This is a genomic window from Duganella sp. HH101 (genome assembly GCF_001758795.1).
Classification (GTDB): Bacteria; Pseudomonadota; Gammaproteobacteria; order Burkholderiales; family Burkholderiaceae_D; genus Rugamonas; species Rugamonas rivuli.
Genome location: NZ_LRON01000029.1, coordinates 1 through 24596 on the forward strand (window position 1 = coordinate 1; position 24596 = coordinate 24596).

Below are 24596 nucleotides of genomic sequence, written 5' to 3' on the forward strand. Positions count from 1 at the left end.
ACGCCGCAAGACCGCGTGCTGCAGAAAACGCCGTTCAGTTTCGACGTCTCGGTGTGGGAGTTCTTCTGGCCGCTGATGGAAGGCGCGCGGCTGGTGCTGGCGAAACCGGGCGGCCATCAGGATGTGGCATACCTGTCGCAACTGATCGCGCAGCAGGGCATCACGACGGCGCACTTCGTTCCGCCGATGCTGGAAGTGTTTGCGAACGCGGCGCCGGTGGAGCAGGGCGCAACGCTGCGCCAGGTGATGTGCAGCGGCCAGGCGTTGCCGTGGGAACTGCAGCAGCGCTTCCTGGACCAGTGGCGTCATGTGGCGTTGCATAACCTGTACGGTCCGACGGAGGCTTCGGTCGACGTCACCTACTGGCGTTGCGACGCGGAGAGCGAATTGTCCTGCGTGCCGATCGGTCATCCGATCGCCAATACGCAAATCCACATTCTGGATGCGGGCTTGAACCCTGTACCGATGGGCGTCGCGGGCGAGCTGCATATAGCGGGCGTCGGCCTGGCGCGCGGCTATGTGAAACGTGCCGACCTGACGGCGGACAAATTCGTGCCGAATCCGTTCGGCGAGGCCGGATCGCGCATGTACAAATCGGGCGATTTGGCGCGCTATCTGGAGGATGGCAGCATCGAGTACCTGGGCCGTATCGACCACCAGGTCAAGCTGCGCGGCTTCCGTATCGAACTTGGTGAGATTGAATCCACGCTTGCAGCCCTGGATCCGGTGCGCGACGCACTGGTGCTGGCCCGCGAGGACGTGGCCGGCGACCAGCGGCTGGTGGCCTATCTGGTGGCGCACGATGGCGAGCAATTGCCGGATGCCGCCGGACTGCGCGCCGCCTTGCTGGCATCGCTGCCGGAATACATGGTGCCTGCCCACTTCATGGTGCTGGACCAGCTGCCATTGACGCCGAACGGCAAAGTGGACCGCAAGGCTTTGCCAGCGCCGGATATGGCCCGCAGCGAAGAAGGCTATGTGGCGCCGCGCACGGCGGCCGAAGAGGCCATGGCCGATATCTGGGCCGGCGTGCTCAATCTGGACAAAGTGGGCGTGCACGACAACTTCTTCACGCTGGGCGGCCACTCGCTGCTGGCGATCACGCTGGTGGAGCGCATGCGCCGCGCCGGCCTGAATGTCGATGTGCGGACCTTGTTCGCCACGCCGACCATCGCTGCACTGGCCGGAGCGTCGGGTGGTGAAAACAACGACATCGTGGTGCCGGCCAACGGCATCGTGGCCGGTAGCACGGCGATCACGCCGGAGATGGTGACGCTGGTGAAACTGGACGAACAGGAGATCGCACGCGTGGTCGCGGCGGTTCCGGGCGGCGCCGCCAACATCCAGGATATCTATCCATTGGCGCCGCTACAGGAAGGCATCCTGTTCCATCACATGATGAATCAGGAAGGCGATGCCTACCTGCTGCCGCATATGATGCAGTTCGACAGCCGCGAGCGGCTTGACGGCTTCGTCTCGGCGCTCAATAAGGTCGTGGCGCGCCACGACATTCTGCGCACGGCCATGCACTGGGAAGGAATGAGCGAAGCCGTGCAGGTGGTCTGGCGCGAGGCGCATCTGGTGGGTGAGCAGATCAACCTGGACGACGTCGCCGACGTTGCCGCCGAATTGGCGGCACGCTATCACCCTAGCCACTTCCGCCTGGACGTGCGCCAGGCGCCGCTGATGCGCGCGTTTGTCGCACAAGATAAGGCGCGGGATCGCTGGCTGTTGCAGATTCTGGCCCACCATCTGGCGATTGACCATAGTACGTTGGAGATGCTGGTTGAAGAAGTGCGTATGCTGCTGCAAGGCCGTGCCGATGAATTGCCGCCGGCGCTGCCGTTCCGTAATTTCGTCGCCCAAGCCCGCCTGGGCGTGAGCCAGGCCGAGCACGAAGCCTACTTCGGCGCGATGCTGGCCGACGTGGATGAACCGACCGCGCCATTCGGCCTGCTCGACGTGCAGGGCGACGGCACGGGCATCGTCGAGTCGCGCCGGATGATCGATAGCGATCTGTCGCGTCGTTTGCGTCGGCAGGCGCGCCAGCTGGGCGTGAGCGCTGCGAGCGTCATGCATCTGGCATGGGCGCAGGTGCTGTCCAAGGTCTCTGGCCGCGACGATGTGGTGTTCGGCACGGTGCTGCTGGGCCGTATGGCCGGCGGCGAAGATGCGTCGAGCGTACTGGGGATGTTCATCAACACGCTGCCGGTGCGTTTCAAGCTAGGCGAACAAGGCGTGGCGCAAGCGGTGCGCTCCGCGCACGGCATGCTGACGCAATTGCTCCGTCACGAGCATGCGTCGCTGGCACTGGCGCAGCGTTGCAGCGGCGTGGAGGCGCCGATGCCGCTGTTCTCGGCCTTGCTCAATTACCGTCATAGCGTAGCCCCGCAGGCCAAGAGCGGCGCGAATGCTGATAACGCCTGGCAGGGCGTCGGCGTGATCAGCAGCGAGGAACGTACCAACTATCCGGTCATGTTGTCTGTTGACGATCTGGGTGAGGACTTCGCACTGACAGCGCAAGTGGTTACTGCGGTGCCGGCCCAAAGGATTTGTGATTACATGCACGCCATCCTGGAGCAACTGGTGGAGGCGCTGGAAAGCACACCTGACAGCGCGGTCGGAACACTTGATGTTCTGCCAGCGGCCGAGCGTCTGCAACTGCTGTTGGAGTGGAACGACACGGCGCGCGACTACCGGTCGGTGTCGATGATGCCGGCGCTGTTCGAGGAACGCGCAGCGGCATCGCCGGATCGCGTGGCGCTCGTGCATGAAGGCGAGCAGTTGACGTATGGCGAGCTGAATGCGCGGGCGAACCGCCTGGCGCACCATCTGCGCACGCTGGGCGTGGGCCCGGACGTGCTGGTGGGGCTGTGCGTGGAGCGCTCGCTGGAGATGATGGTGGGCCTGCTGGCCATCCTGAAGGCCGGCGGCGCCTATGTGCCACTGGACCCAGCCTATCCTGCCGACCGCCTGGCCTATATGCTGGAGGATGCTGCACCGGTGGTGGTGCTGACCCAGCAACGCCTGCTGGCTTCCGTGCCGACCGGCGGCTTGCCGGTGTTCTGCCTGGACGCCGACGCGGCCTCGCTGGCGGGCTACGACGCCACCAATCCGTCCGAGCTGACGACGGGCGGCAACCTGGCCTACGTGATCTACACATCCGGCTCGACCGGAAAACCGAAAGGTGTGGCGCTCAACCGCGCCAACCTGGCCAACTTCCTGCACAGCATGGGCGAAGCGCCGGGCATGAGCAGCGACGACGTGCTGGTCGCTGTCACCTCGCTGTCGTTCGACATCGCCGCGCTGGAGCTGTTCCTGCCGTTGGCGAACGGCGCGCGCGTGGTGCTGGCCGGCCGCCAGACGGCGTCCAACCCGCAACAACTGAGCGAATTGCTGGTGCGCTCAGGGGCGACGATGATGCAGGCCACGCCGTCGAGCTGGCGCATGCTGGTCGACCATGGCTGGCCACAGGAACTGCAACTGAAGGTGCTGTGCGGCGGCGAAGCGCTGCCGGTGGGGCTGATGCGCGATGTGCTCGGCCATGTCGACGCGATCTGGAACCTGTACGGCCCGACCGAAACAACGATCTGGTCGACGCTGCGGCGCGTGAGCGCGCTCGATGGCGCACCGGTGATCGGCAAGCCGATCGCCAACACGCAGGTCTACATCCTCGACGCGGGCCTGAACCCCGTGCCGGCGGGCGTGGCCGGCGAGCTGCATATCGCCGGCGAAGGTCTGGCGCGCGGCTATCTGCACCGTGGCGACCTGACGGCGGACAAGTTCATTCCGAACCCGTTCGGCGCTGCGGGCAGCCGCATGTACAAGTCGGGCGACCTGGCGCGCTATCTGCAGGACGGCAGCATCGAGTACCTGGGCCGGATCGACAATCAGGTCAAGCTGCGCGGCTTCCGCATCGAACTCGGCGAGATCGAGGCTGCGCTGGCTGGACTGGCGGCGGTGCGCGACGCACTGGTGCTGGCACGCGAGGACGTGGCGGGAGATAAGCGGCTGGTCGCGTATCTGGTCGCGCACGAAGACGCACAGCTGCCGGACACGGAAGGGTTGCGCGCCGCGCTGCTGGAATCCCTGCCGGAATACATGGTGCCGGCGCACTTCATGGTGCTGGAGCAGCTGCCATTGACGCCAAACGGCAAAGTGGACCGCAAGGCATTGCCGGTGCCGGACATGACGCGCAGCGAAGGTGGCTATGTGGCGCCGCGCACGGCGGCAGAGGAGAGCATGGCCGCTGTCTGGGCCGGCGTACTCAATCTGGACAAAGTGGGCATTCACGATAACTTCTTTGCGCTGGGCGGCCATTCGCTGCTGGCGATCACGCTGGTGGAGCGCATGCGCCGCGCCGGCCTGAATGTCGATGTGCGCACGTTGTTCGCCACGCCGACCATCGCCGCGCTGGCCGGAGCGTCGGGTGCCGCAAACAACGACGTCGTGGTGCCGCCCAACGGCATCGTCGCTGGTTGCACGGCGATCACGCCGGAGATGCTGACGCTGGTCGAACTGGACGAGGAGGAAATCGCGCGCGTGGTCGCCGCGGTTCCGGGCGGTGCGGCCAACATCCAGGATATCTATCCATTGGCGCCACTGCAGGAAGGCATCCTGTTCCATCACATGATGAACGAGGAGGGCGATGCATACCTGCTGCCTAACCTGATGCAGTTCGATAGCCGTGAAAGGCTTGACGGTTTCGTCTCGGCGCTGAACATGGTCATTGCCCGCCACGACATCCTGCGTACAGCCCTGCACTGGGAAGGCTTGAACGAAGCGGTGCAGGTGGTCTGGCGCGAGGCGCATCTGGTGGCCGAACAGGTCAACCTGGACGACGCGGCCGACGTGGCCGCCGAGCTGGCAGCCCGTTATCACCCGCGCCACTACCGCCTCGATGTGCGGCAGGCGCCGTTGCTGCGCGCCTTTGTCGCACAGGACAAGGCACAGGGCCGTTGGCTGCTGCAGATCCTGGCGCATCACCTGGCGATCGACCACAGCACGCTGGAACTGCTGATTGCGGAAGTACGCATGCTGCTGCAGGGGCGTGCCGAGGAACTGGCGCCGGCGCTGCCGTTCCGGAACTTTGTCGCGCAGGCGCGCCTGGGTGTGAGCAAGGCGGAGCACGAGGCCTACTTCAGCGCCATGCTGGCCGATGTGGACGAGCCGACCGCGCCATTCGGCCTGCTCGACGTGCAGGGCGACGGCACAGGCGTGCTGCAGTCGCAACAACTGCTCGACAACGGCCTCGCACGGCGCTTGCGCCAGCAGGCGCGCCAATTGGGCGTCAGCGTGGCGAGCGTCATGCACCTGGCGTGGGCGCAGGTGCTGGCGCGGGTCTCCGGCCGCGACGACGTGGTGTTCGGCACCGTGCTGCTGGGCCGTATGGCCGGCGGCGAAGATGCCGCCAGCGTATTGGGGATGTTCATCAACACGCTGCCGGTGCGCTTCAAACTGGACGAACAGGGAGTGGCGCATGCGGTGCGCGCCGCGCACGGCGTGTTGACCCAATTGCTGCGCCACGAGCATGCATCGCTGGCGCTGGCGCAGCGCTGCAGTGGCGTGAAGGCGCCGATGCCGCTGTTCTCGGCCCTGCTCAACTATCGCCACAGCATGGCGCCGGAGGGCGGCGCGGCAGGCGCGGACGCCGCCTGGCAGGGCGTGGGCATGCTCCGCAGCGAAGAGCGCAGCAACTATCCGTTCACCATGTCGATCGACGACCTGGGGGAGGACTTCGCGCTGACCGCGCAAGTGGATGCGGCGGTGCCGGCGCAGCGGGTGTGCGGCTATATGCATACCGCGCTGGAACGCCTGGTGGCGGCGCTGGAGAACGCGCCGGACACCGCGGTCCGCACGCTCGACGTGATGCCAGATGCCGAACACCACCGGATCATGGTGGAGTGGAACGACACCGCACGCGACTACCCGGCAACCAGCACGCTCGAGCAGCTGTTCGACGAGCAGGCCGCGTGCCTGCCGGACCAGATTGCGCTGGTCGGCGGCGGCCGCCGCATGACGTATGCCCAACTGCACGCCGAATCGCGCAGCCTGGGGGCCGCGCTGCACGGCTTGGGCGCGCAGCCGAACCGGCTGATCGCGATCGTGATGGACAAGGGCTGGGAGCAGGTCGTCGCCTCCCTGGGCATCATCTACGCGGGCGCGGCCTACCTGCCGATCGATCCCGACATGCCGCGCGAGCGCATGCGCCATATCCTGCAACAGGCGGAAGTGTCGATTGTCGTGACGCAGCCGTCGGTCAAGCAGCGCATGGACTGGCCGGAATTCATCGTATCGTGCATCGTGGTGGAGCCGTCGTCCGGCGTGCCTGCCAGCGTCGACCTGACGGCGGTCGAACGCAGTCCCGACCACCTGGCCTATGTCATCTACACCTCCGGCTCCACCGGCATGCCGAAAGGCGTGGTGATCGACCATCGTGGCGCGGTCAACACGGTGCACGACATTAACCGGCGCTTCACGGTCACGCCGGAGGACAAGGTCCTGGCCTTGTCGTCGCTGAGTTTCGACTTGTCGGTCTACGACATCTTCGGCACGCTGGCCGCCGGCGCCACTATCGTGATGCCGGACCATGAACTGAGCCGCGATCCGGCCCACTGGTATGCGCTGGTCAAGGAACATGGCGTGACAATCTGGAACTCGGTGCCGACCTTGCTGACGATGCTGGTCGACCATGCGGACGACGCAGGCGGCCTGCCGGCCTGCCTGCGCCAGGCGATGCTGAGCGGCGACTGGCTGCCGTTGTCGCTGCCGGTCCGCTTCAAGGCGATGCTGCCGCAGGCCCGCATCTCCAGCCTGGGCGGCGCGACGGAGGCGTCGATCTGGTCGATTTCCTACCCGATCGAGCAGGTCGACAGCCACTGGCGCAGCGTTCCGTACGGACGGCCGATGGACAACCAGCGCTTCTACGTGCTCGATCGCCACTTCCGGCCGGCGCCGGCCGGCGTGGCGGGCGACCTGTATATCGGCGGTATCGGCCTGGCGCTGGGCTACTGGCGCGACGAGCAGCGCACCAACGCCAGCTTCATGCACCATCCGCACAGCGGCGAGCGGTTATACAAAACGGGCGACCTTGGCCGCTATCTGGCGGACGGCAATATCGAGTTCCTCGGACGCATAGACAACCAGGTCAAGATACGCGGATTCCGCATCGAACTGGGCGAGATCGAAGCGGCGCTGGCGCAGCTGGAGGTGGTGCGCGAATCGGTGGTGGTGGTGCGCGAAGACACCCCCGGCGACCGCCGCATCGTGGCCTACGTGCGCCTGCACGACGAGATGGAGGTGCCGCCGGTGGAGACCTTGCGCTACGCGCTGGCGCAGGTGCTGCCGGACTACATGGTGCCATCGCACTGCATCGTGCTGGACGAGCTGCCGCTGTCGTCCAACGGCAAGGTGGACCGCAAGGCGCTGCCGGCGCCGGCGGCGCAGCAGGGGGCGGCCAGCGGGGCGGCGCCGGGCACGCCGACCGAACAGTTGCTGGCGGCGCTGTACGCGCAGGTGCTGGGGCTGGAGCAGGTCGGCGTGCACGACGACTTCTTCCGGCTTGGCGGTCATTCGCTGCTGGTGATGCAGTTGATGGCCGGCGTGCGCCGCACCTTCGGCATCACGCTGGGACTGCGGGTGTTTTACGAGGCGGCCAGCGTGCATGCGCTGGCGTGCCAGATCGACGCCCTGCTGGAACTGAACAGAAAGTCCGACCTGTACGGCACGTCGGCACTGGAAGAAATCGAATACTGATACGGAGGATAGGGGATGGAAGTACAAGCTTTCTTGACGGAGCTGCGGGCGCTGGGCGTGGTGTTCAGCGTGAGCGAGGGTAAGCTGCGCAGCCAGGGGCCGAAGAACGCCCTGAGCGCGGCGCTGCAGGAGAGGGTGCGCCAGCACAAGGAGGCGATCATCGCCTTCCTGAGCGCCACCTTCACCACGGCGGAGACGCACGCGCCCATCGTGCCGGTGCCGCGCAACCAGCCGTTGCCTCTGTCGTTCGCCCAGCAGCGGTTATGGTTCACCGACCAGATCGCGCCGGGCAGCGCGTCCTATAACATCGCGTTCGCGGTGAAGATGCACGGCGCACTGGACCTGGGCGTGCTGCGCATGGCGCTGCAGAAGATGGTGGACCGGCACGAGGCGTTCCGCACCACCTTCGTGATGGCCGGCGGCGTGCCGCAGCAGGCGATCGCTCCAGATGCGCAGCTGGCCATGACGGAACTGGATCTGCGCCATCTGCCGGAAGCGGAGCGCGAGGCCGAGGCACGCAGGCTGGCCAGGGCCGAAGCGGGCACGCCGTTCGACCTGGCGCGTGGCCCGCTGCTGCGCGCCACCACGATATGCCTGTCCGACAGTACGCAGCTGGTGCTGCTGACGGTGCACCACATCATCGCCGACGACTGGTCGGTCGGCATTGTCATGCGCGAGGTGGGCGTGTGCTACGCGGCGCTGCTGGAGGGGCGCGAGCCCGCGCTGGCGCCGCTGCCGATCCAGTACGCCGACTACGCGCTATGGCAGCGCAACACCTTCCAGGGGGCGCGCCTGGAGGCGGAACTGGCGCATTGGCGCCGCAAACTGGCCGGAGCGCCGGAACTGCTGCAGCTGCCGACCACCCGTCCGCGCCCGGAAGTGCAAAGCTTCCGTGGCGCCCAAGTGCCTTTCAGCCTGACGGCGGAGCAGATCGCGGCCGTCCGTGAACTGGGCCACCGTCACGGCTGCACGCCTTTCGTGGTGCTGTTGACGGCGTTGCAGGCCTTGTTGTACCGCTTCTCCGGCGTGACCGACATGGTCATCGCCGCCGACGTGGCCAACCGCGACCGCCGCGAGGTGCAGCCGCTGGTGGGCTTCTTCGTCAACCAGATGCTGTTGCGCGCCACGCTGGACGGCCAACTGCGCTTCGAGCGCCTGCTGGAGGCCGGCCGCGACGAGGTGCTCGACGCGCAGGCGCACCAGGAACTGCCGTTCGACATGCTGGTCGAGCATCTGCGGCCCAAGCGGTCGATGGCCTACAACCCGCTGTACCAGGTGAAGATCGCCTATCTGCATGGCAGCGGCGGGGTGGCGGAATTGCCCGGCGTGCGGCTGGAATTCCTGGGCGGCGAACAGCAGGCCACCAAGGAGTGCGACCTGACCCTGTTCCTGCACGACACCGACGACGCCGTGCACGGCGCGCTGGAGTACAGCACCGACCTGTTCGACGCCGCTCCGATGGCGCGCCTGGTGGAGCAGTATCCGCTGCTGCTGCAGGCGGTGCTGGCGCAGCCCGACATCCGGCTCGACAGCATCGACCTGCGCACCCAGGCCGAGCGGGAAGCCCAGGCCCGGCCGGCGCCGGCCGCCAAGCCGGCGTTCGGCGGTTTCAAGAGCGTCAAGCCGAAGGCGGTGCAGCTGCCGCAGGGCGGCCTGGTCACGTTTGGCGCGCTGGCGCCGGAACAGCAACTGCCGCTGGTGGTGCAGCCCAGCGTGGCCGGCGTGGACCTGGCCGCGTGGGCCAGGGACAACCAGGCCGAGATCGACGCCAAGCTGCTGGCGCATGGCGCCATCTTGTTCCGCGGTTTTAACGTCAGCACGCCCGACGCGCTGGAACGCTTCGCGCAGGCGCTGTGCCCGACCCTGTACGAGGAAAACGGCGAGCATCCCCACCTGGCGGGCAAGATCTACCGGCCGGTGTTCTATCCGCCGACCGAGAAGCTGCTGTGGCATAACGAAAACACCTTCAACGCCAGCTGGCCGCGGCGCATCTGGTTTGCCTGCGCGCGTCCGGCCGAGCGGGGCGGGGAGACGCCGCTGGTCGACAGCCGGCGCGTATTCCAGGAACTCGATCCGGCGCTGCGCGAGCGCTTCCTGGCGCACGGCGTCAAGTACATGCGCAACTACCGTCCCGGCATCGGCCTGAGCTGGCAACAGGTGTTCGGCACCACCGACCGCGCCCAGGTCGAGGCGGTCTGCCGCGCCGGCGGCATGAGCTGGGAGTGGAAGGGGGACGACCAGTTGCGCACCAGTTGCGTGCGGCCGGCGGCGGCCCGCCACCCGCTGAGCGGAGAATGGTGCTGGCACAACCAGGCCCAGCACTGGCATGTGTCCTGCCTGGACCCGGATACCGGCGAAGCGCTGCGCAACCTGTGCGCCGAGGAGGATCTGCCGCGCAACTGCTATTACGGCGACGGCAGCGTCATCGAGGATGAGGCGATGGACGCCATCCTGGCGGCCTACCAGCGGCTGGAAGTGAGCTTCCCGTGGCAGCTGGGCGACGTGGTGATGCTCGATAACATGCTGACCGCCCATGCGCGCAACGCCTTCGCGGGCGAGCGCAAGCTGATGGTGGCGCTCGGCGAGATGATCAGCGTCTAGCGCGGGCGCGGACGGGAGCGCGCTCCCGTCCGCTGCTTTCCTAACCGATTTCCCGGTCCGCTGGCAAGAGCAAAGTGTTGTCTCACTTGCTAGCTAATTCAGTAATATTTTTCCCTGAGCCATAAATCATATTATATGATAGGCAACCTTGCGACTATTGGTTGACAAGTTTGCATAGTTGTTTGCTGAATCACGAAACCATCTTTCTTTTTTCACCAGAACACGAAACAATATGAGCGGATTACCCCCCACCCCGGAACACCACGTCTATCTCAACCACGATGAAACGGGAGTGCGGCTCTCCCTGGAGCAGGAGCATGCCTGGAGGCTGGGCGCGGCGGGCTGGGCCGGCACGGTGCAGTGTGCCTGCAGGGTAAGGGGGACCTTGTCGGTGTCGCGCCTGCATGCCGCCGTGCAGCGCGTCGCCGAGCGGCACGCCATTTTGCGCACCGTGTTCAAGCGCCTGCCCGGCCTGGCCGGGGGCGTGCAGGTCATCGGCGAGGCCGCCGTGGTGGGCTGGGCGGAACACGATCTGCGCCAGCTGGAGCCGGCGCAGCAGGACGCCGCGCTGGCGCAGCACTACCAGCAACTGGCGGCCGCATCGCCTGCGCTGCACGGCGGCGCGCTGCGCGCCGAACTGGCGATCTGCTCCGACCAGGACAGCGTCCTGATGCTGAGCTTGCCATCGCTGCTGGCCGACCAGGCCAGTCTGCATTTCCTGCTGACCGACATATGGCTGGCCTACGACCAGCAGGCGCTGCCTTCGGCAGACGATACGGTGCAATATGTGCAGTTTTCCGAGTGGCAACACGAACTGCTGGCCGCCGATGACGGGGCCGACGGCGCCGTCCACTGGCGTGCGTGGGCCGAGGCGGCGCCGGTGGCGCCGCGCCTGACGCTGGAGCTGCCCGGCGAGGGCGGCGCGGCGCGCCAACCCGCGCTGCTGGCGGCAACGCTGGCGCCGGCCCTGGCCGCCGCCGTGGCCGCGCTGGCGCAACGCCGCGGCGTGACGGCGGAAGCGGTGCTGCTGGCCGCGTGGCAGATCCTGCTGGGGCGCTGGACCGGGTTGTCGGGATTCTGGCTGGGCCTGGAAAGCGATGGGCGCCAGCACGAGGAACTGGCCGGCGTGCCCGGCCCGTTCACGCGGCGCTTGCCGCTGGCGTGCCAGCTGGTGCCGGACTTCCAGTTCGACGAAGTGCTGCAGCGCGCGCATGCCGCCGCCGCCCAGGCGCGCGCCTGCCAGGATTACTTCAGTGCGCCCGCCGACGGCGGCGCCGCGCTGCCGTACGCGTTCGGCAGCATGGCCGCCGCGCCGGCGCCGTCGGCGGCCGGCCTGGCATTGGCGCTGGAGCGCCAGGATGGCGCCAGCCAGCCTTACACGCTCAAGCTCGATTGCCAGCCCGAGGCCGGCGCCTTGCACTTCCATTACGACGCCCGCGTCCTGTCGGCCGAGGCCGTCGCGCGCATGCAGGAACAATACCTGACCGTGCTGGAACGCGCGGTGGCCGCGCCGGACACCGCCATCGCGGACTTGCCGCTGATGGGCGAGCGCGAACGGCATGCGCTGCTGACCATCTACAACGACACCGCCCGCAGCCTCGATCCGCAGCTGTGCGCCCACGACCTGTTCGAGGCGCAGGCGGCGGCCACGCCGGACGCCCCGGCGGTGCTGTGCGGCGCCGAATCGCACAGCTACGCCGAGATCGACGCGCGCGCCAACCAGCTGGCCCATCACCTGGCGGGGCTGGGCGTGCAGCCCGACACGCTGGTGGGCCTGTGCCTGACCCGCTCGGCCGACCTGGCGGTGGCCATACTGGCCGTACTCAAGGCCGGCGCGGCCTACCTGCCGCTCGACCCCGGCTACCCGGCCGAGCGGCTGCGCTTCATGCTGCAGGAAGGCGCGGCCGGCGTGGTGCTGACTGAAGCGGCGCTGGCGCCGATGCTGGCGCTGCCGTGCGCCGGCGCGCGCCTGCTGTGCGTGGACGCGGAATGGCCCGCCATCGCCCGCTCGCCCGCCAGCCGCCCCGCAATCGTGGTGGCGCCCGGCCAGATGGCCTATGTGATTTTCACTTCCGGCTCCACCGGGCAGCCGAAGGGCGTGATGATTCCCCATTCGGGCCTGGTCAACTACCTGCGCTGGTGCCAGCAAGCCTACCCGCTGGACCAGGGGCGCGAGGTGCCGGTGCATTCGTCGGTGTCGTTCGACCTGACCGTCACCAGCCTGCTGGCGCCGCTCACCACCGGCCTGGCCGTGCGCATGCTGCCGGAGGATGAAGGGGTGGACGCGCTGGAACAAGTGCTGCGCCAGCACGCCGACTGCAGTCTGCTGAAGATCACGCCGTCGCACATGCGCCTGCTGGGCGCGCAGCTGGCGGACGGCGTCCCGGCCCGCGTGCGCTCCTTCGTGGTCGGCGGCGAGAACCTGCTGGCCGAGCACATCGCCTTCTGGCAGGACAACGATGCGGCCACCCGCATCTTCAACGAATACGGGCCGACCGAGACGGTGGTCGGCTGCTGCGTGTACGAAGTGGCGCCGGGGGCGCGCCATCCGGGCGTGATCCCGATCGGCCGGCCCATCATCAATACCCAGCTGTATGTGCTGGACGAGGCGATGCAGCCGGTGGCCACCGGCATGGCGGGCGAGTTGTACATCGGCGGTTTCGGCGTCGGCCGCGGCTACCTGCGGCGGCCGGCGCTGACCGCCGAACGCTACGTGCCGGATCCGTTCGCGCAGCAGCCCGGCGGCGCGCGCCTGTACCGCACCGGCGACCTGGCGCGCCATCTGCCCGACGGTAACATCGAAGTGATCGGCCGGATCGACCACCAGGTCAAGGTGCGCGGCTTCCGCATCGAACTGGGCGAGATCGAAGCGGCGCTGGCCAGCCAGGACGGCGTCGGCGAGGCGGTCGTGGTGGCGCGCAGGGACGAACAGGGCGAGCAGCGCCTGGTGGCCTACGTGGCCGGCCGCGGCGAGCTGTCGCCGGCGCTGCTGCGCGGCGCCCTGCAGCAGCTGCTGCCGCACTACATGGTGCCGGCACACGTGGTGGTGCTGGCGGCGCTGCCGCTGACGCCGAACGGCAAGATCGACCGCGCCGCGCTGCCCGAGCCGGGGGCCGCCGCCACGGTGGCGCCCTACGTGGCGCCGCGCACGCCGGCCGAGGGCACGCTGGCCGCCATCTGGGCCGAGGTGCTGCGCCTCGAACGGGTCGGCGTCGACGACAATTTCTTCGACCTGGGCGGGCATTCGCTGCTGGCGACCCAGGTGGTATACCGACTGAGTTCGGCGTTCGCGCTGGAGCTGCCGCTGCGCGTGCTGTTCGAGGCGCCCACGGTGGCGGCGCTGGCCGCGCGCCTGGAGCAGATGCGGCAGGATGGCGCCCGCGCGGCGGCGCCGGCCATCGTGCCGGTGTCGCGCGCGCAGCGGCTGCCGCTGTCGTACGCCCAGCAGCGCCTGTGGTTCCTGGACCAGATGGAAGCAAACAGCGCCTTCTACAATTCGCCGCTGGCTGTGCGCCTGAACGGCCAGCTCGATCTCGACGCCTTGCGGCGCACGCTGGACACCATCGTGCAGCGGCATGAAGTGCTGCGCACCAGCTTCCCGGCGCCCGATGGCGAAGCCGAGCAGGTGGTGGCGCCGGCGCAGCCGCTGGCGCTGCAGGTGGACGACCTGCAGGCGCTGGCGCAGCCCGAGCGCGCCGCGCGCATGGAGGCGCTGATGCGCGCCGAGGCCCGCACGCCGTTCGACCTGGCCAGCGGACCGCTGGTGCGGGCGCGCCTGCTGCGGCTCGACGCCGAACAGCATGTGTTCCTGCTGACGCTGCACCACATCGTGTCCGACGGCTGGTCGATGGGGGTGCTGGTGCGCGAGGTGGCGGCGCTGTACACCGCCTTCGTGCAGGGGCAGCCGTCGCCGCTGGCGCCGCTGCCGGTGCAGTATGCCGACTTCGCCCACTGGCAGCGCCAGTGGCTGAGCGGCGAGGTGCTGGCCGAGCAGCTCGATTACTGGGTGCGCCAGCTGGGCGACGCGCCGCCGGCGCTGGCGCTGCCGACCGACCGTCCGCGTCCGCTGGCGCAAACCTACCGCGGCGCCACCCACGCGTTCGCGGTGCCGCCGGCCGTCACCGCCGGCCTGTACGCGCTGGGCAAGCAGCAGCAGGCCACGCTGGCGATGACGCTGACGGCGGCCTTCAGCCTGCTGCTGTCGCGTTACTGCGGCAGCGGCGACATCTGCCTCGGCACCGCGATCGCCAACCGCAACCGGGTCGAGATCGAGGCGCTGATCGGCTTCTTCGTCAACACGCTGGTGATGCGCACGCGCGTCGATTCCAGCCTGTCCTTTGCCGGCCTGCTGGAGCAGGTGCGCGCCACCGCGCTCGACGCCTACGCCCACCAGGACGTGCCGTTCGACCTGGTGGTCGACGCGCTGCAGCCCGAGCGTGAGCTGGGCCATTCGCCGCTGTTCCAGGTGATGCTGGGCGTGCAGAACACGCCGATGGGCACCTTGTCGCTGCCCGGCCTGCAACTGCAGGAGCTGGGCAATGGCACCTCGACCGCCAAGTTCGACCTGTGTCTGTTCATCGTCGAGGCGGGCGATGTGCTGCACGCGATGTTCGAGTACAACACCGACCTGTTCGACGCCGCCACCATCGAACGGATGGCGGCCAACCTGGCGACGCTGCTGGCGGCGGTGGTGGACCAGCCGCAACGGCCGCTGCACGCGCTGCCGGTCATCGGCGCCACCGAGCTGCAGCGGCAGCTGGTCGACTGGAACGACGCCGCGCAGCCCTTGCCGGAACCGGCCATCCATCAATTGTTCGAAGCCCAGGCGCGGCGCGCGCCGCAGGCCGTGGCCGTGGTGCACGGCGAGGTGGAACTGAGCTACGAACAGCTGGACCGCCAGGCCGCTGCGCTGGCCGCCCGGTTGCGCGCGCGCGGCGTCGGCCCGGACGTGCTGGTGGGCCTGTGCATGCAGCGCGGCGCCGACCTGGTGGTCGCCATGCTGGCCATCCTCAAGGCCGGCGGCGCCTACCTGCCGCTCGATCCCGCCTACCCGCAGGAACGGCTGGCCTATATGCTGGCCGACGCCGGCCCGGCGCTGGTGCTGGCGCAGTCCGCGCTGCGCGACCGCCTGCCGCCCGATGCCGAGGTGCTGTGCTGCGACCCGTCCTCCGGCTGGGGCGTCGCCGACGCGCCGCCGTGCGCCGCCGTCCCGGTGCTGGACGAGCACCTGGCCTACGTGATCTACACCTCGGGTTCGACCGGCAAGCCCAAGGGCGTCGGCATCAGCCACCGCGCCGTCAAGCGGCTGGTGTATGACACCCGCTATCTCGACCTGCAAGCGAACGACCGCGTAGCGCAGGCGGCCAACAGTTCCTTCGACGCGCTGACCTTCGAGGTGTGGAGCACGCTGCTGCACGGCGCCCGCCTGTGCGTGGTGGACTACGCGACCGTGGTCTCGCCGCTGGCGTTCGCCGCGCAGATCCGGCAGGACCGTATCAGCGTCATGTTCATTACCACCGCGCTGATGAACCAGTTCGCGGCCCACGCGCCGGATGCCTTGCGCGGCGTGCGCCAGGTGCTGTTCGGCGGCGAGGCGGTCGACGTCTCGGCGGTGCGCACCGTGCTGCGGCATGGCGCGCCGCAGCGGCTGCTGCACGTGTACGGACCGACCGAGTGCACCACCTTCTCGCTGTGGCACCAGGTGGGCGAGCTGCCCGACGCCGCACGCACCATTCCGATCGGACGGCCGATCGGCAATACCCGGCTGTATGTGCTCGACGCCGACCTCAATCCGCTGCCGGTAGGCGCGGTGGGGGAACTGTATATCGCCGGCGCCGGACTGGCGCGCGGCTATTTCGGCCAGCCGGCGCTGAGCGCCGAGCGTTTTGTGCCCGACCCGTTCAGCGCCGTGGGCGGCGCCCGCATGTACCGCTCGGGCGACCTGGTCCGCTATCGCGACGACGGCGAGATCGTCTACGTGCGGCGCATCGACGGCCAGGTCAAGATCCGCGGTTTCCGGATCGAGCTGGGCGAAATCGAGACGGCGCTGGCCGCGCTGCCTGAAGTGCGCGAGGCCGTGGTGCGGGTGCGCGAGGACGCGCCGGGCGACAAGCGCCTGGTCGCCTATGTGGTGGCCGACCTGGAGGCGCACCAGCAGGTGGCTGAACTGGAAAGCGAACAGACGTCGCACTGGAACCAGACCTTCGACCAGATTTATGCCGGCTCCGGCGAACAGGCAGACCCCAAGTTCGACATCGTCGGCTGGGTCAGCAGCTACGACGGCCAGCCGATTCCCGCCGACGACATGCGCGAGTGGGTCGAACAGACGGTGGCGGCGATCAAACGCCAGAAGCCGCACAATGTATTGGAAATCGGCTGCGGCACCGGCCTGCTGCTGCACCGTATCGCGCCGGACTGCGAGCGCTACTTCGGCGTCGACCTGTCCGAGATCGTGATCGACAAGCTGGGACGCCAGTTGTCCGCGCAGGACCGCGAACAGTGCGAGATCCGGCTGTTCCAGCGGGCGGCGGACGAGTTGCAGGAATTCGCCGGCGGCCCGTTCGACACCGTCATCATCAATTCGGTGGCGCAGTATTTCCCGAATCCGGACTACCTGACCAAGGTGCTGGAACAGGCGATCGGCGCGATCGGCAAGTCGGGCAAGATCTTCCTCGGCGACATACGCCATCACGGGTTGCAGGAGCCGTTCCAGTGCGCGCTGGCGCTGGCGCAGGCGCCGCAGTCGCGCAGCCTGCGCCAGTTGCGCCAGGTGGTCACGCGCAACCTGCGCACCGAAACCGAGCTGCTGGTCGATCCCTACTACTTCTTCGCGCTGAGGGCGCATTTGCCGCGCATCGGGCGGATCGAAATCCTGCCGAAGCTGGGCCACGCCAACAACGAAATGACCAAGTACCGCTACGACGTGGTGCTCTGCATCGACGAGCCGGCAGCCGAGGTGCTGGCGCCGTCCTGGCAGAACTGGGCCGAATGGGATGACGGGCTGCAGGGGCTGGACCGGCACCTGGCCGCCGCCCGGCCGGACGTGCTGGCGCTGCGCGACCTGCCGAACGCCTGGATCGAGGACGACATGCTGGCGCGCCAGTACCTGGAGATGCTGGACGCCGAGCTGTCGGTGGCGGACCTGGTGGAGCGCCTGCATGGCACGCCGCACCGTGGCGTCGACCGCAACGACTTGCTGGCGCTGGCCGAACGGCACGGCTACGCGGTGCAATTGAGCGTGGCCGACAGCGGCCGCGGCGTCTTCCACGCGGTGCTGTCCAGGCAAAGCGGTCTGGCGGTCGACTGGAGCGGGCTGTATGAGGGCGCGGTCCTGGCTACGGCGCTGAAGGCCTATGTCAGCCAGCCGTCGCTGTCGGAACTGCATTTCGCGGTGCAGGACAGCATCCGCGAACAACTGCGCCGGCAACTGCCGGACTACATGATGCCGACCCACCTGGTGGTGTTGGAACAGATGCCGCTGACCCCCAACGGCAAGATCGATGTCGCCGCCTTGCCCGCGCCCGAGATACATCGGGGCGAGGGCGGCTACCAGGCGCCGGTCACGCTCACGCAGGCACGCCTGGCCGCTATCTGGGGCAGCGTATTGCGGGTGGAGCAGGTCGGCACGGAGGATAATTTCTTTGAGATGGGCGGCCACTCGCTGCTGGCGACCCAGCTGGTATCCCGCGTGCGCACGGAATTCCATGTGGAGGTGCCGTTGCTGGCGCTGTTCGAGCTGCCCACCGTGGCGGCGCTGGCCGCCCGCATCGACAGCCTGCTGATGGCGCAGGACGGCGCGCAGGAACTGCCGCTGGTGCCGGTCGGCCGCGATGGCCCGCTGGTGCTGTCCCACGCCCAGCAGCGCCTGTGGTTCATCGACCAGTTCGAGCCGGCCAGCTCCATGTACAACATGCCGATTGCACTGCGCCTGAAGGGCGAGCTGGATGTGCAGGCGCTGCGCGGCACCTTGCAGGAGATCGTGCGCAGGCACGAAGCGCTGCGCACCAGCTTTGCCATGGACGGCGGAGTGCCGGTCCAGCGCATCGCCGCCGAACTGCCGCTGCCGCTGCCGGTGCTGTCGCTGAGCGGCATGCCCGCCGACCAGCGCGAAACCGAAGCGCGCCGCCTGGCGCGCGAGGATGCGCGGACCTGCTTCGATCTGTCGACCGGCCCGCTGGTCCGGGCCAGCCTGCTGAAGATGGATGAGCGCGAGCACATCGTGCTGCTCAATATGCACCATATCGTTTCCGACGGCTGGTCGCTGGGCATCCTGGTGAAGGAGGTCGCCGCGCTGTATGCGGCGGCCGTGCAGAACCAGCCATCGCCGTTGCCGGAACTGCCGATCCAGTATCCCGATTTCGCCCACTGGCAGCGCCAGTGGCTCAGCGGGGCGCTGTGCGAACGGCAGCTGGCGTATTGGCGCCATCAGCTGAGCGACGCGCCGGTACGGCTGACGTTGCCGACCGGCCGTCCGCGTCCTGCGCGGCAGAGCCATCGCGGCGCCGCATTGCCGTTCGTGGTGTCGGCGGAGCTGACGGCGGCGCTGAACGCCATCAGCCAGCAAGCCGAATGTACGCTGTTCATGACCCTGACCGCCGCCTTCAGCGTGCTGCTGTCGCGCTACGCGGGACAGGACGACGTCTGCATCGGAACGCCGATCGCCAACCGCAACCGGATCGAGACGGAAGGCTTGATCGGCTTCTTCGTCAATACGCTGGTGTTGCGCATGCGCGTGGCGCCGGAGCAGACATTCGAGCAGTTGCTGGCGGATGCCCGCACGGTCACGCTGGGCGCCTACGCCAACCAGGACGTGCCGTTCGAGCAGTTGGTCGAAATGCTGCAGCCGGAACGTCACCTCAGTCATACGCCGCTGTTCCAGGTGATGCTGGGCCTGCAGAATATGCCGCTGGAGGAACTGACCCTGCCGGGACTGACGCTGCATAACATCGGCAGCGAGAACGTCAACGCCAAGTTCGATCTGACGCTGAACCTGATGGAGGGCGGCGGACGCCTGGCCGGCAGTTTCGGTTTCAATACCGACCTGTTCGACGAATCGACTATCGCCCGCATGGCGGGCCACTTTACCCGTCTGCTGGAAGCCATCGTGGCCGAGCCGGCGCGCCGCCTGCGCGAACTGGAGATGCTCGACGCGGTCGAACGCCGCCAACTGCTGGTGGAGTGGAACGACACGGCGAACACGGTTGCGCCGGCCGGGACGATTCATGCCCGGTTCGAAGCGCGCGCTGCGGCTTCGCCGGACAGCGTGGCGATCGAGTATGACAAGGTATCGCTGACCTACGGCGAGCTGAATGCGCAGGCGAACCGCCTGGCACACCACTTGCGCACGCTGGGCGTGGGCCCGGATGTGCTGGTGGGGCTGTGCGTGGAGCGTTCGCTGGACATGATCGTCGGTCTGCTCGGCATCCTGAAAGCCGGCGGCGCCTACGTGCCGCTGGATCCAGCCTATCCGGCCGACCGCCTGGCGCACATGCTGGAGGATGCGGCACCCGCGGTGCTGCTGACCCAGCAGCGGCTGTTGCCGGCGCTGCCGGCCAGCGACGTGCCTGTATTCCTGCTGGACGCCGACGCTGCATCGCTCGATGCCTGCGACGCCACCAATCCGTCCAGCGCAACGCAAGCCGGCAACCTGGCCTACGTGATCTACACTTCCGGTTCGACTGGCAAGGCGAAAGGCGTGGCCGTCGCGCATGGTTCAGCGCTGAATCTGGTCGACGGCCTGGCCGGCACCGCGTACGCGCAGTTCGGCGACCTGGCCGGCGTGCGCGTGGGCCAGAATGCATCGTTGTCGTTTGATGCCTCGGTCAAGCAATGGCTGCTGCTGACACGGGGTGTGACACTGTGTCCGATCCCGGACCAGGTGCGAGGCGATGGCGAACTGCTGGCGCAAATCATCGCGCAACTGCGTCTGGATGCCTTCGACTGCACGCCATCCCAACTGGGCATGCTGATGCAGTCAGGCGGCGCGGACGCATTGCCTTCCTGCCTGCTGATCGGCGGCGAAGCCATTCCGCAGCAGTTGTGGGAACAGCTCAAACAAGCGCCGGCAAAGCGCAGCTTCAACGTCTACGGACCGACCGAGGCGACCGTGGACACGACCGTGTGCGCCATCGCGGATGCCGGCGCGGTGCCCGTGCTTGGCCGGCCGATTGGCAATGTCCAGGTGTATCTGCTGGATGCGGGCCTCAATCCGGTGCCGGTGGGCGTGGCCGGCGAGCTGCATATCGCCGGCGCCGGACTGGCGCGCGGCTACCTGAATCGCGGCGACCTGACGGCGGACAAATTCATTCCAAATCCGTTCGGCCTGTCAGGCGGGCGTATGTACAAGTCGGGCGACCTGGCGCGCTATCTGGAAGACGGCAGCATCGAATACCTGGGTCGTATCGACCATCAGGTCAAGCTGCGCGGCTTCCGTATCGAACTCGGTGAGATCGAAGCCGCGCTGGCGGTGCTGGAACCGGTGCGCGAAGCGCTGGTGCTGGCGCGCGAGCACGCGGAAGGCGATCGACGCCTGGTGGCCTATCTGGTGGCGCGCGATGGCAAGCAATTGCCGGATGCCGACGGATTGCGCACCGCCTTGCTGGCATCGCTGCCGGAATACATGGTGCCGGCGCACTTCGTGGTGCTGGAGCAGATGCCGCTGACGCCGAACGGCAAAGTGGACCGCAAAGCCTTGCCCGCGCCGGACATGGCGCGCAGCGATGAAGGCTATGTGGCGCCGCGCACGGCGGCCGAGGAAATCCTGGCCGGCATCTGGGCCGGCGTACTCAAACTGGACAAGGTGAGCATCCACGACAACTTCTTCGCGCTGGGCGGCCATTCGCTGCTGGCGACGCAGCTGGTGTCGCAGATCCGCGGCGCGTTCGAAGTGGAACTGCCGCTGCGCGCGGTGTTCGAAGCGCCGACAGTCGCCGGCCTGCTGAAGCGCATGGAATCGGCGCAGCGCGGCCTGACCGTGCCGCCGGTGACGCCTGTGGCACGCAGCGAAGACATGCCCCTGTCGTTCGCGCAGCAGCGGCTGTGGTTCCTGGACCGGCTGGAGCCGGGCAGTGCCTTCTACAACATCCCGGCGGCCGTGCGCCTGAGCGGGCAGCTGGATGTGGCGGCGCTGCACGGCGCCCTCAACGAAATCGTGCGCCGTCACGAGGCGTTGCGCACCTGCTTCGGCAGCGCCAACGACGCGCCGCTGCAGGTGATCGCACCGGTGCTGGAACTGGCGCTGTCCATCGACGACCTGTCGGACCTGCCGCAAGCCGAACGCGAAGCGAAGGCCCGCTGGCTGGCCCAGGACGAGGCGCAGACGCCGTTCGACCTGGCCACCGGCCCGCTGATCCGCGCGCGCCTGCTGCGCCTGAGCGACAGCGAGCACGTGGTGCTGCTGACGGTGCACCACATCGTTTCCGATGGCTGGTCCGCCGGGGTGCTGGTAAAAGAAGTGGCGGTGCTGTACGGCGCCTTTGTCCAGCAGCAGCCGTCGCCGCTGCCGGAACTGCCGGTCCAGTACGCGGACTTCGCGCACTGGCAGCGCCAGTGGCTCAGCGGCGAGGTGCTGCAACAGCAGCTCGACTACTGGCAAGGCCACCTGGCCGGCGCACCGGCCCTGTTGACGCTGCCGACAGACCGTCCGCGCCCGGCGCAGCAAAGCCATCGCGGCGCGATGCTGCCGTTTGCCTTGTCCGCCGCCGCCACGGCCGGCCTCAATGCCTTGAGCCGGCAGGCGAAAAGCACGCTGTTCATGACGCTGACGGCGGCATTCAACGTGCTGCTGTCGCGCTATGCGGGGCAGGACGACATCTGCATCGGTACGCCGATCGCCAACCGCAACCGCGCCGAGACCGAAGGGCTGATCGGCTTCTTCGTCAACACGCTGGTGTTGCGCACCCAGGTCGACAGCGACGCCAGCTTCCTGCAATTGCTCGACCAGGTGCGTGGCAACACGCTGGACGCCTATGCAAACCAGGACGTGCCGTTCGAGCAGCTGGTCGATGTGCTCAAGCCGGAACGCCACCTGAGCCACTCGCCGCTGTTCCAGGTGATGCTGGTACTGCAGAACGCCCCGATGGAGCAATTGAACCTGCCCGGACTGGTGCTGCATGCCATGGGAAGTGAAAACACCGTGGCGAAATTCGACCTGACCCTGAGCCTGGTCGAGCGAGAGCATGGCTTGTACGGCGGCTTCGAATACAACACCGACCTGTTCGATTCGACCACCATCGCGCGCATGGGGGATCATTTCGCCCGTCTGCTGGACGCCATCGTCGCTGCGCCGGACCGCAAGGTCGGTGAGCTGGAATTGTTCGGCGAAGCCGAACGTATCCAGCTGCTGGAGGAATGGAATGACACGGCATGCCCGCCAGCGCCGGCGCAGACGATAGACCGCCTGTTCGAACAACAGGCGGAGAGGTCGCCGCAGGCGCTGGCCGTGGTGTACGAAGGCAGCGAGTTGAGTTACGGCGAGCTGGACGAACGCGCCAACCGGCTGGCGCATTATCTGCGCGAGCAGGGCGTCGGGCCGGAGGTGCTGGTTGGGCTGTACGTCGAGCGTTCGCTGGAAATGATCGTGGGCCTGCTGGCCATCCTGAAGGCAGGTGGCGCCTATCTGCCGCTGGATCCTGCCTATCCGCAGGAGCGGATCGGCTACATGCTGGCCGATGCCAAGCCGCTGCTGTTGTTGACGCAGCAGCATCTGGCCGGCAGCATACCAGCCTCCGGCATCCCGCACTTCTGCCTCGACACGCAATGGCCGGCGGTGCAGGATTTGCCGGCCTCCAGCCCCGCCAAACTGACAGGGCCCGAAAACCTGGCGTATGTGATCTACACCTCCGGTTCCACCGGAGCGCCGAAAGGCGTGCTGCTGAAGCATCGCGGCCTGTGTAATTTGCATCGCATCCAGGAGCGCACCTTCGGAGCGCTCGAACGCCACCGCGTGCTGCAGTTTGCCTCGTTCGGTTTCGACGGCGCGACCTTCGAGATCTTCATGGCGCTGGGCTTCGGCGCCACGCTGTACCTGTGCGCCAAGGACAAGCTGCTGCTTGGCCCGGTGCTGGTACGCACCTTGAAGCAATTGAAGATCACCACCCTGGCGCTGCCGCCGTCGGCATTGAACGCCGTCGATCTGGATGCGGAACTGCAGCTGGAGCGTCTGCTGCTGGTCGGCGAAGCTTGTCCGAAGGAGCTGGTGGACAAGTGGGCAGGCAAGTACCGCGTCTTCAATGGCTATGGTCCGACCGAAGCGACCGTCGCCACGACGGCGCATGTTTGCCAGGCGGGGGCGCCTGCCGCTCCGCCTATCGGCAAGCCGATCGACAACGTTCGCGTTTACGTGCTGGGCAAGGATCTGCAACCGGTGCCGGTCGGCGCGATTGGCGAGTTGTTCATTGCCGGCGAGAGCCTGGGCCGCGGCTATCTGAACCGGCCGGAGCTCACTGCCGATAAATTCCGCCCCGATCCGTTCGGTGCCCAGCCGGGGGCGCGCATGTATGCGTCCGGCGACCTGGCGCGCTACACGGGCGACGGCACGCTCGAATGCGTGGGCCGCGTCGACAGCCAGGTGAAACTGCGCGGCTTCCGCGTCGAATTGGGCGAAATCGAAGCCTGTATCAGGGCACAGGCCGGCGTGCACGATGCAGCGGTGCTGGTGCACCGCGAAGCGTCCGAGGCGGGAAGGCTGGTGGCTTATGTCGTGCCGGCCGAGTCGTCCGAGGAGTTGAATCTGGATGCCTTGCGCAAGGCGCTGGGCGCGGCTTTGCCCGACTACATGGTGCCCGCGCATTTCATGCGCATCGAGGCCATGCCGATGACGGCGCACGGAAAGCTCGACCGTCTGGCCTTGCCTGCTCCCGATTTCAAGCGCGAATCGGCCAATTACGTGGCGCCGTCCACTGCTACCCAGCAGAAGGTGGCCGCCATCTGGCAGGAGCTGCTCAAGTTCGACAAGGTGGGCATACACGATAACTTCTTTGAACTGGGCGGACACTCGCTGCTGGCGGTACAACTGCTGAACAGGATATCCCGTGAGTGTGCCGTTGCGATTCCGTTGGAAGTGATCTTCAAGTCGCAAACGGTCTTCCTGGTTGCGCAGTACATCGACGAATTCAATTTCGCGCGGCAGGCAAAGCCGCTGACGGATGCGCCGGTGGAAGGCAACAAACGGGTGCGCATCTGATGTGATGAATGGTTGACGATGGTTGTGTGGCCGCCCGGCGCGGGCGGCCTTTGACGCT

At 67.5% G+C, this 24596-nt stretch carries 3 protein-coding genes; all 3 read left to right on the forward strand.

The window, feature by feature from the left end:
• Positions 1 to 15 precede the first annotated feature (15 nt).
• The 3 genes from DUGA2_RS29105 to DUGA2_RS29115 all read left to right on the forward strand — a co-directional run bounded on the left by DUGA2_RS29105 (position 16) and on the right by DUGA2_RS29115 (position 24538).
• On the forward strand, positions 16 to 7755 hold the full coding sequence (locus DUGA2_RS29105) for a non-ribosomal peptide synthetase (protein WP_286162328.1): 7740 nt from the start codon (positions 16 to 18) through the stop codon (positions 7753 to 7755).
• 15 nt (positions 7756 to 7770) lie between these two features.
• Entirely contained in the window at positions 7771 to 10356 is a 2586-nt protein-coding gene (locus tag DUGA2_RS29110) for a condensation domain-containing protein (RefSeq protein ID WP_070272849.1), read from the forward strand.
• Between the two features lie 232 nt (positions 10357 to 10588).
• The gene (locus DUGA2_RS29115) at positions 10589 to 24538 is read left to right on the forward strand and encodes a non-ribosomal peptide synthetase (RefSeq protein ID WP_083296527.1); all 13950 of its coding nucleotides are present in this window, start codon (positions 10589 to 10591) and stop codon (positions 24536 to 24538) included.
• Positions 24539 to 24596 lie beyond the last annotated feature (58 nt).

Bases quoted from the DNA above. Each gene is read 5' to 3' on its own strand.
- DUGA2_RS29110 (WP_070272849.1), top strand. From the start codon at position 7,771: ATGGAAGTACAAGCTTTCTTGACGGAGCTGCGGGCGCTGGGCGTGGTG.
- DUGA2_RS29115 (WP_083296527.1), top strand. From the start codon at position 10,589: ATGAGCGGATTACCCCCCACCCCGGAACACCACGTCTATCTCAACCAC.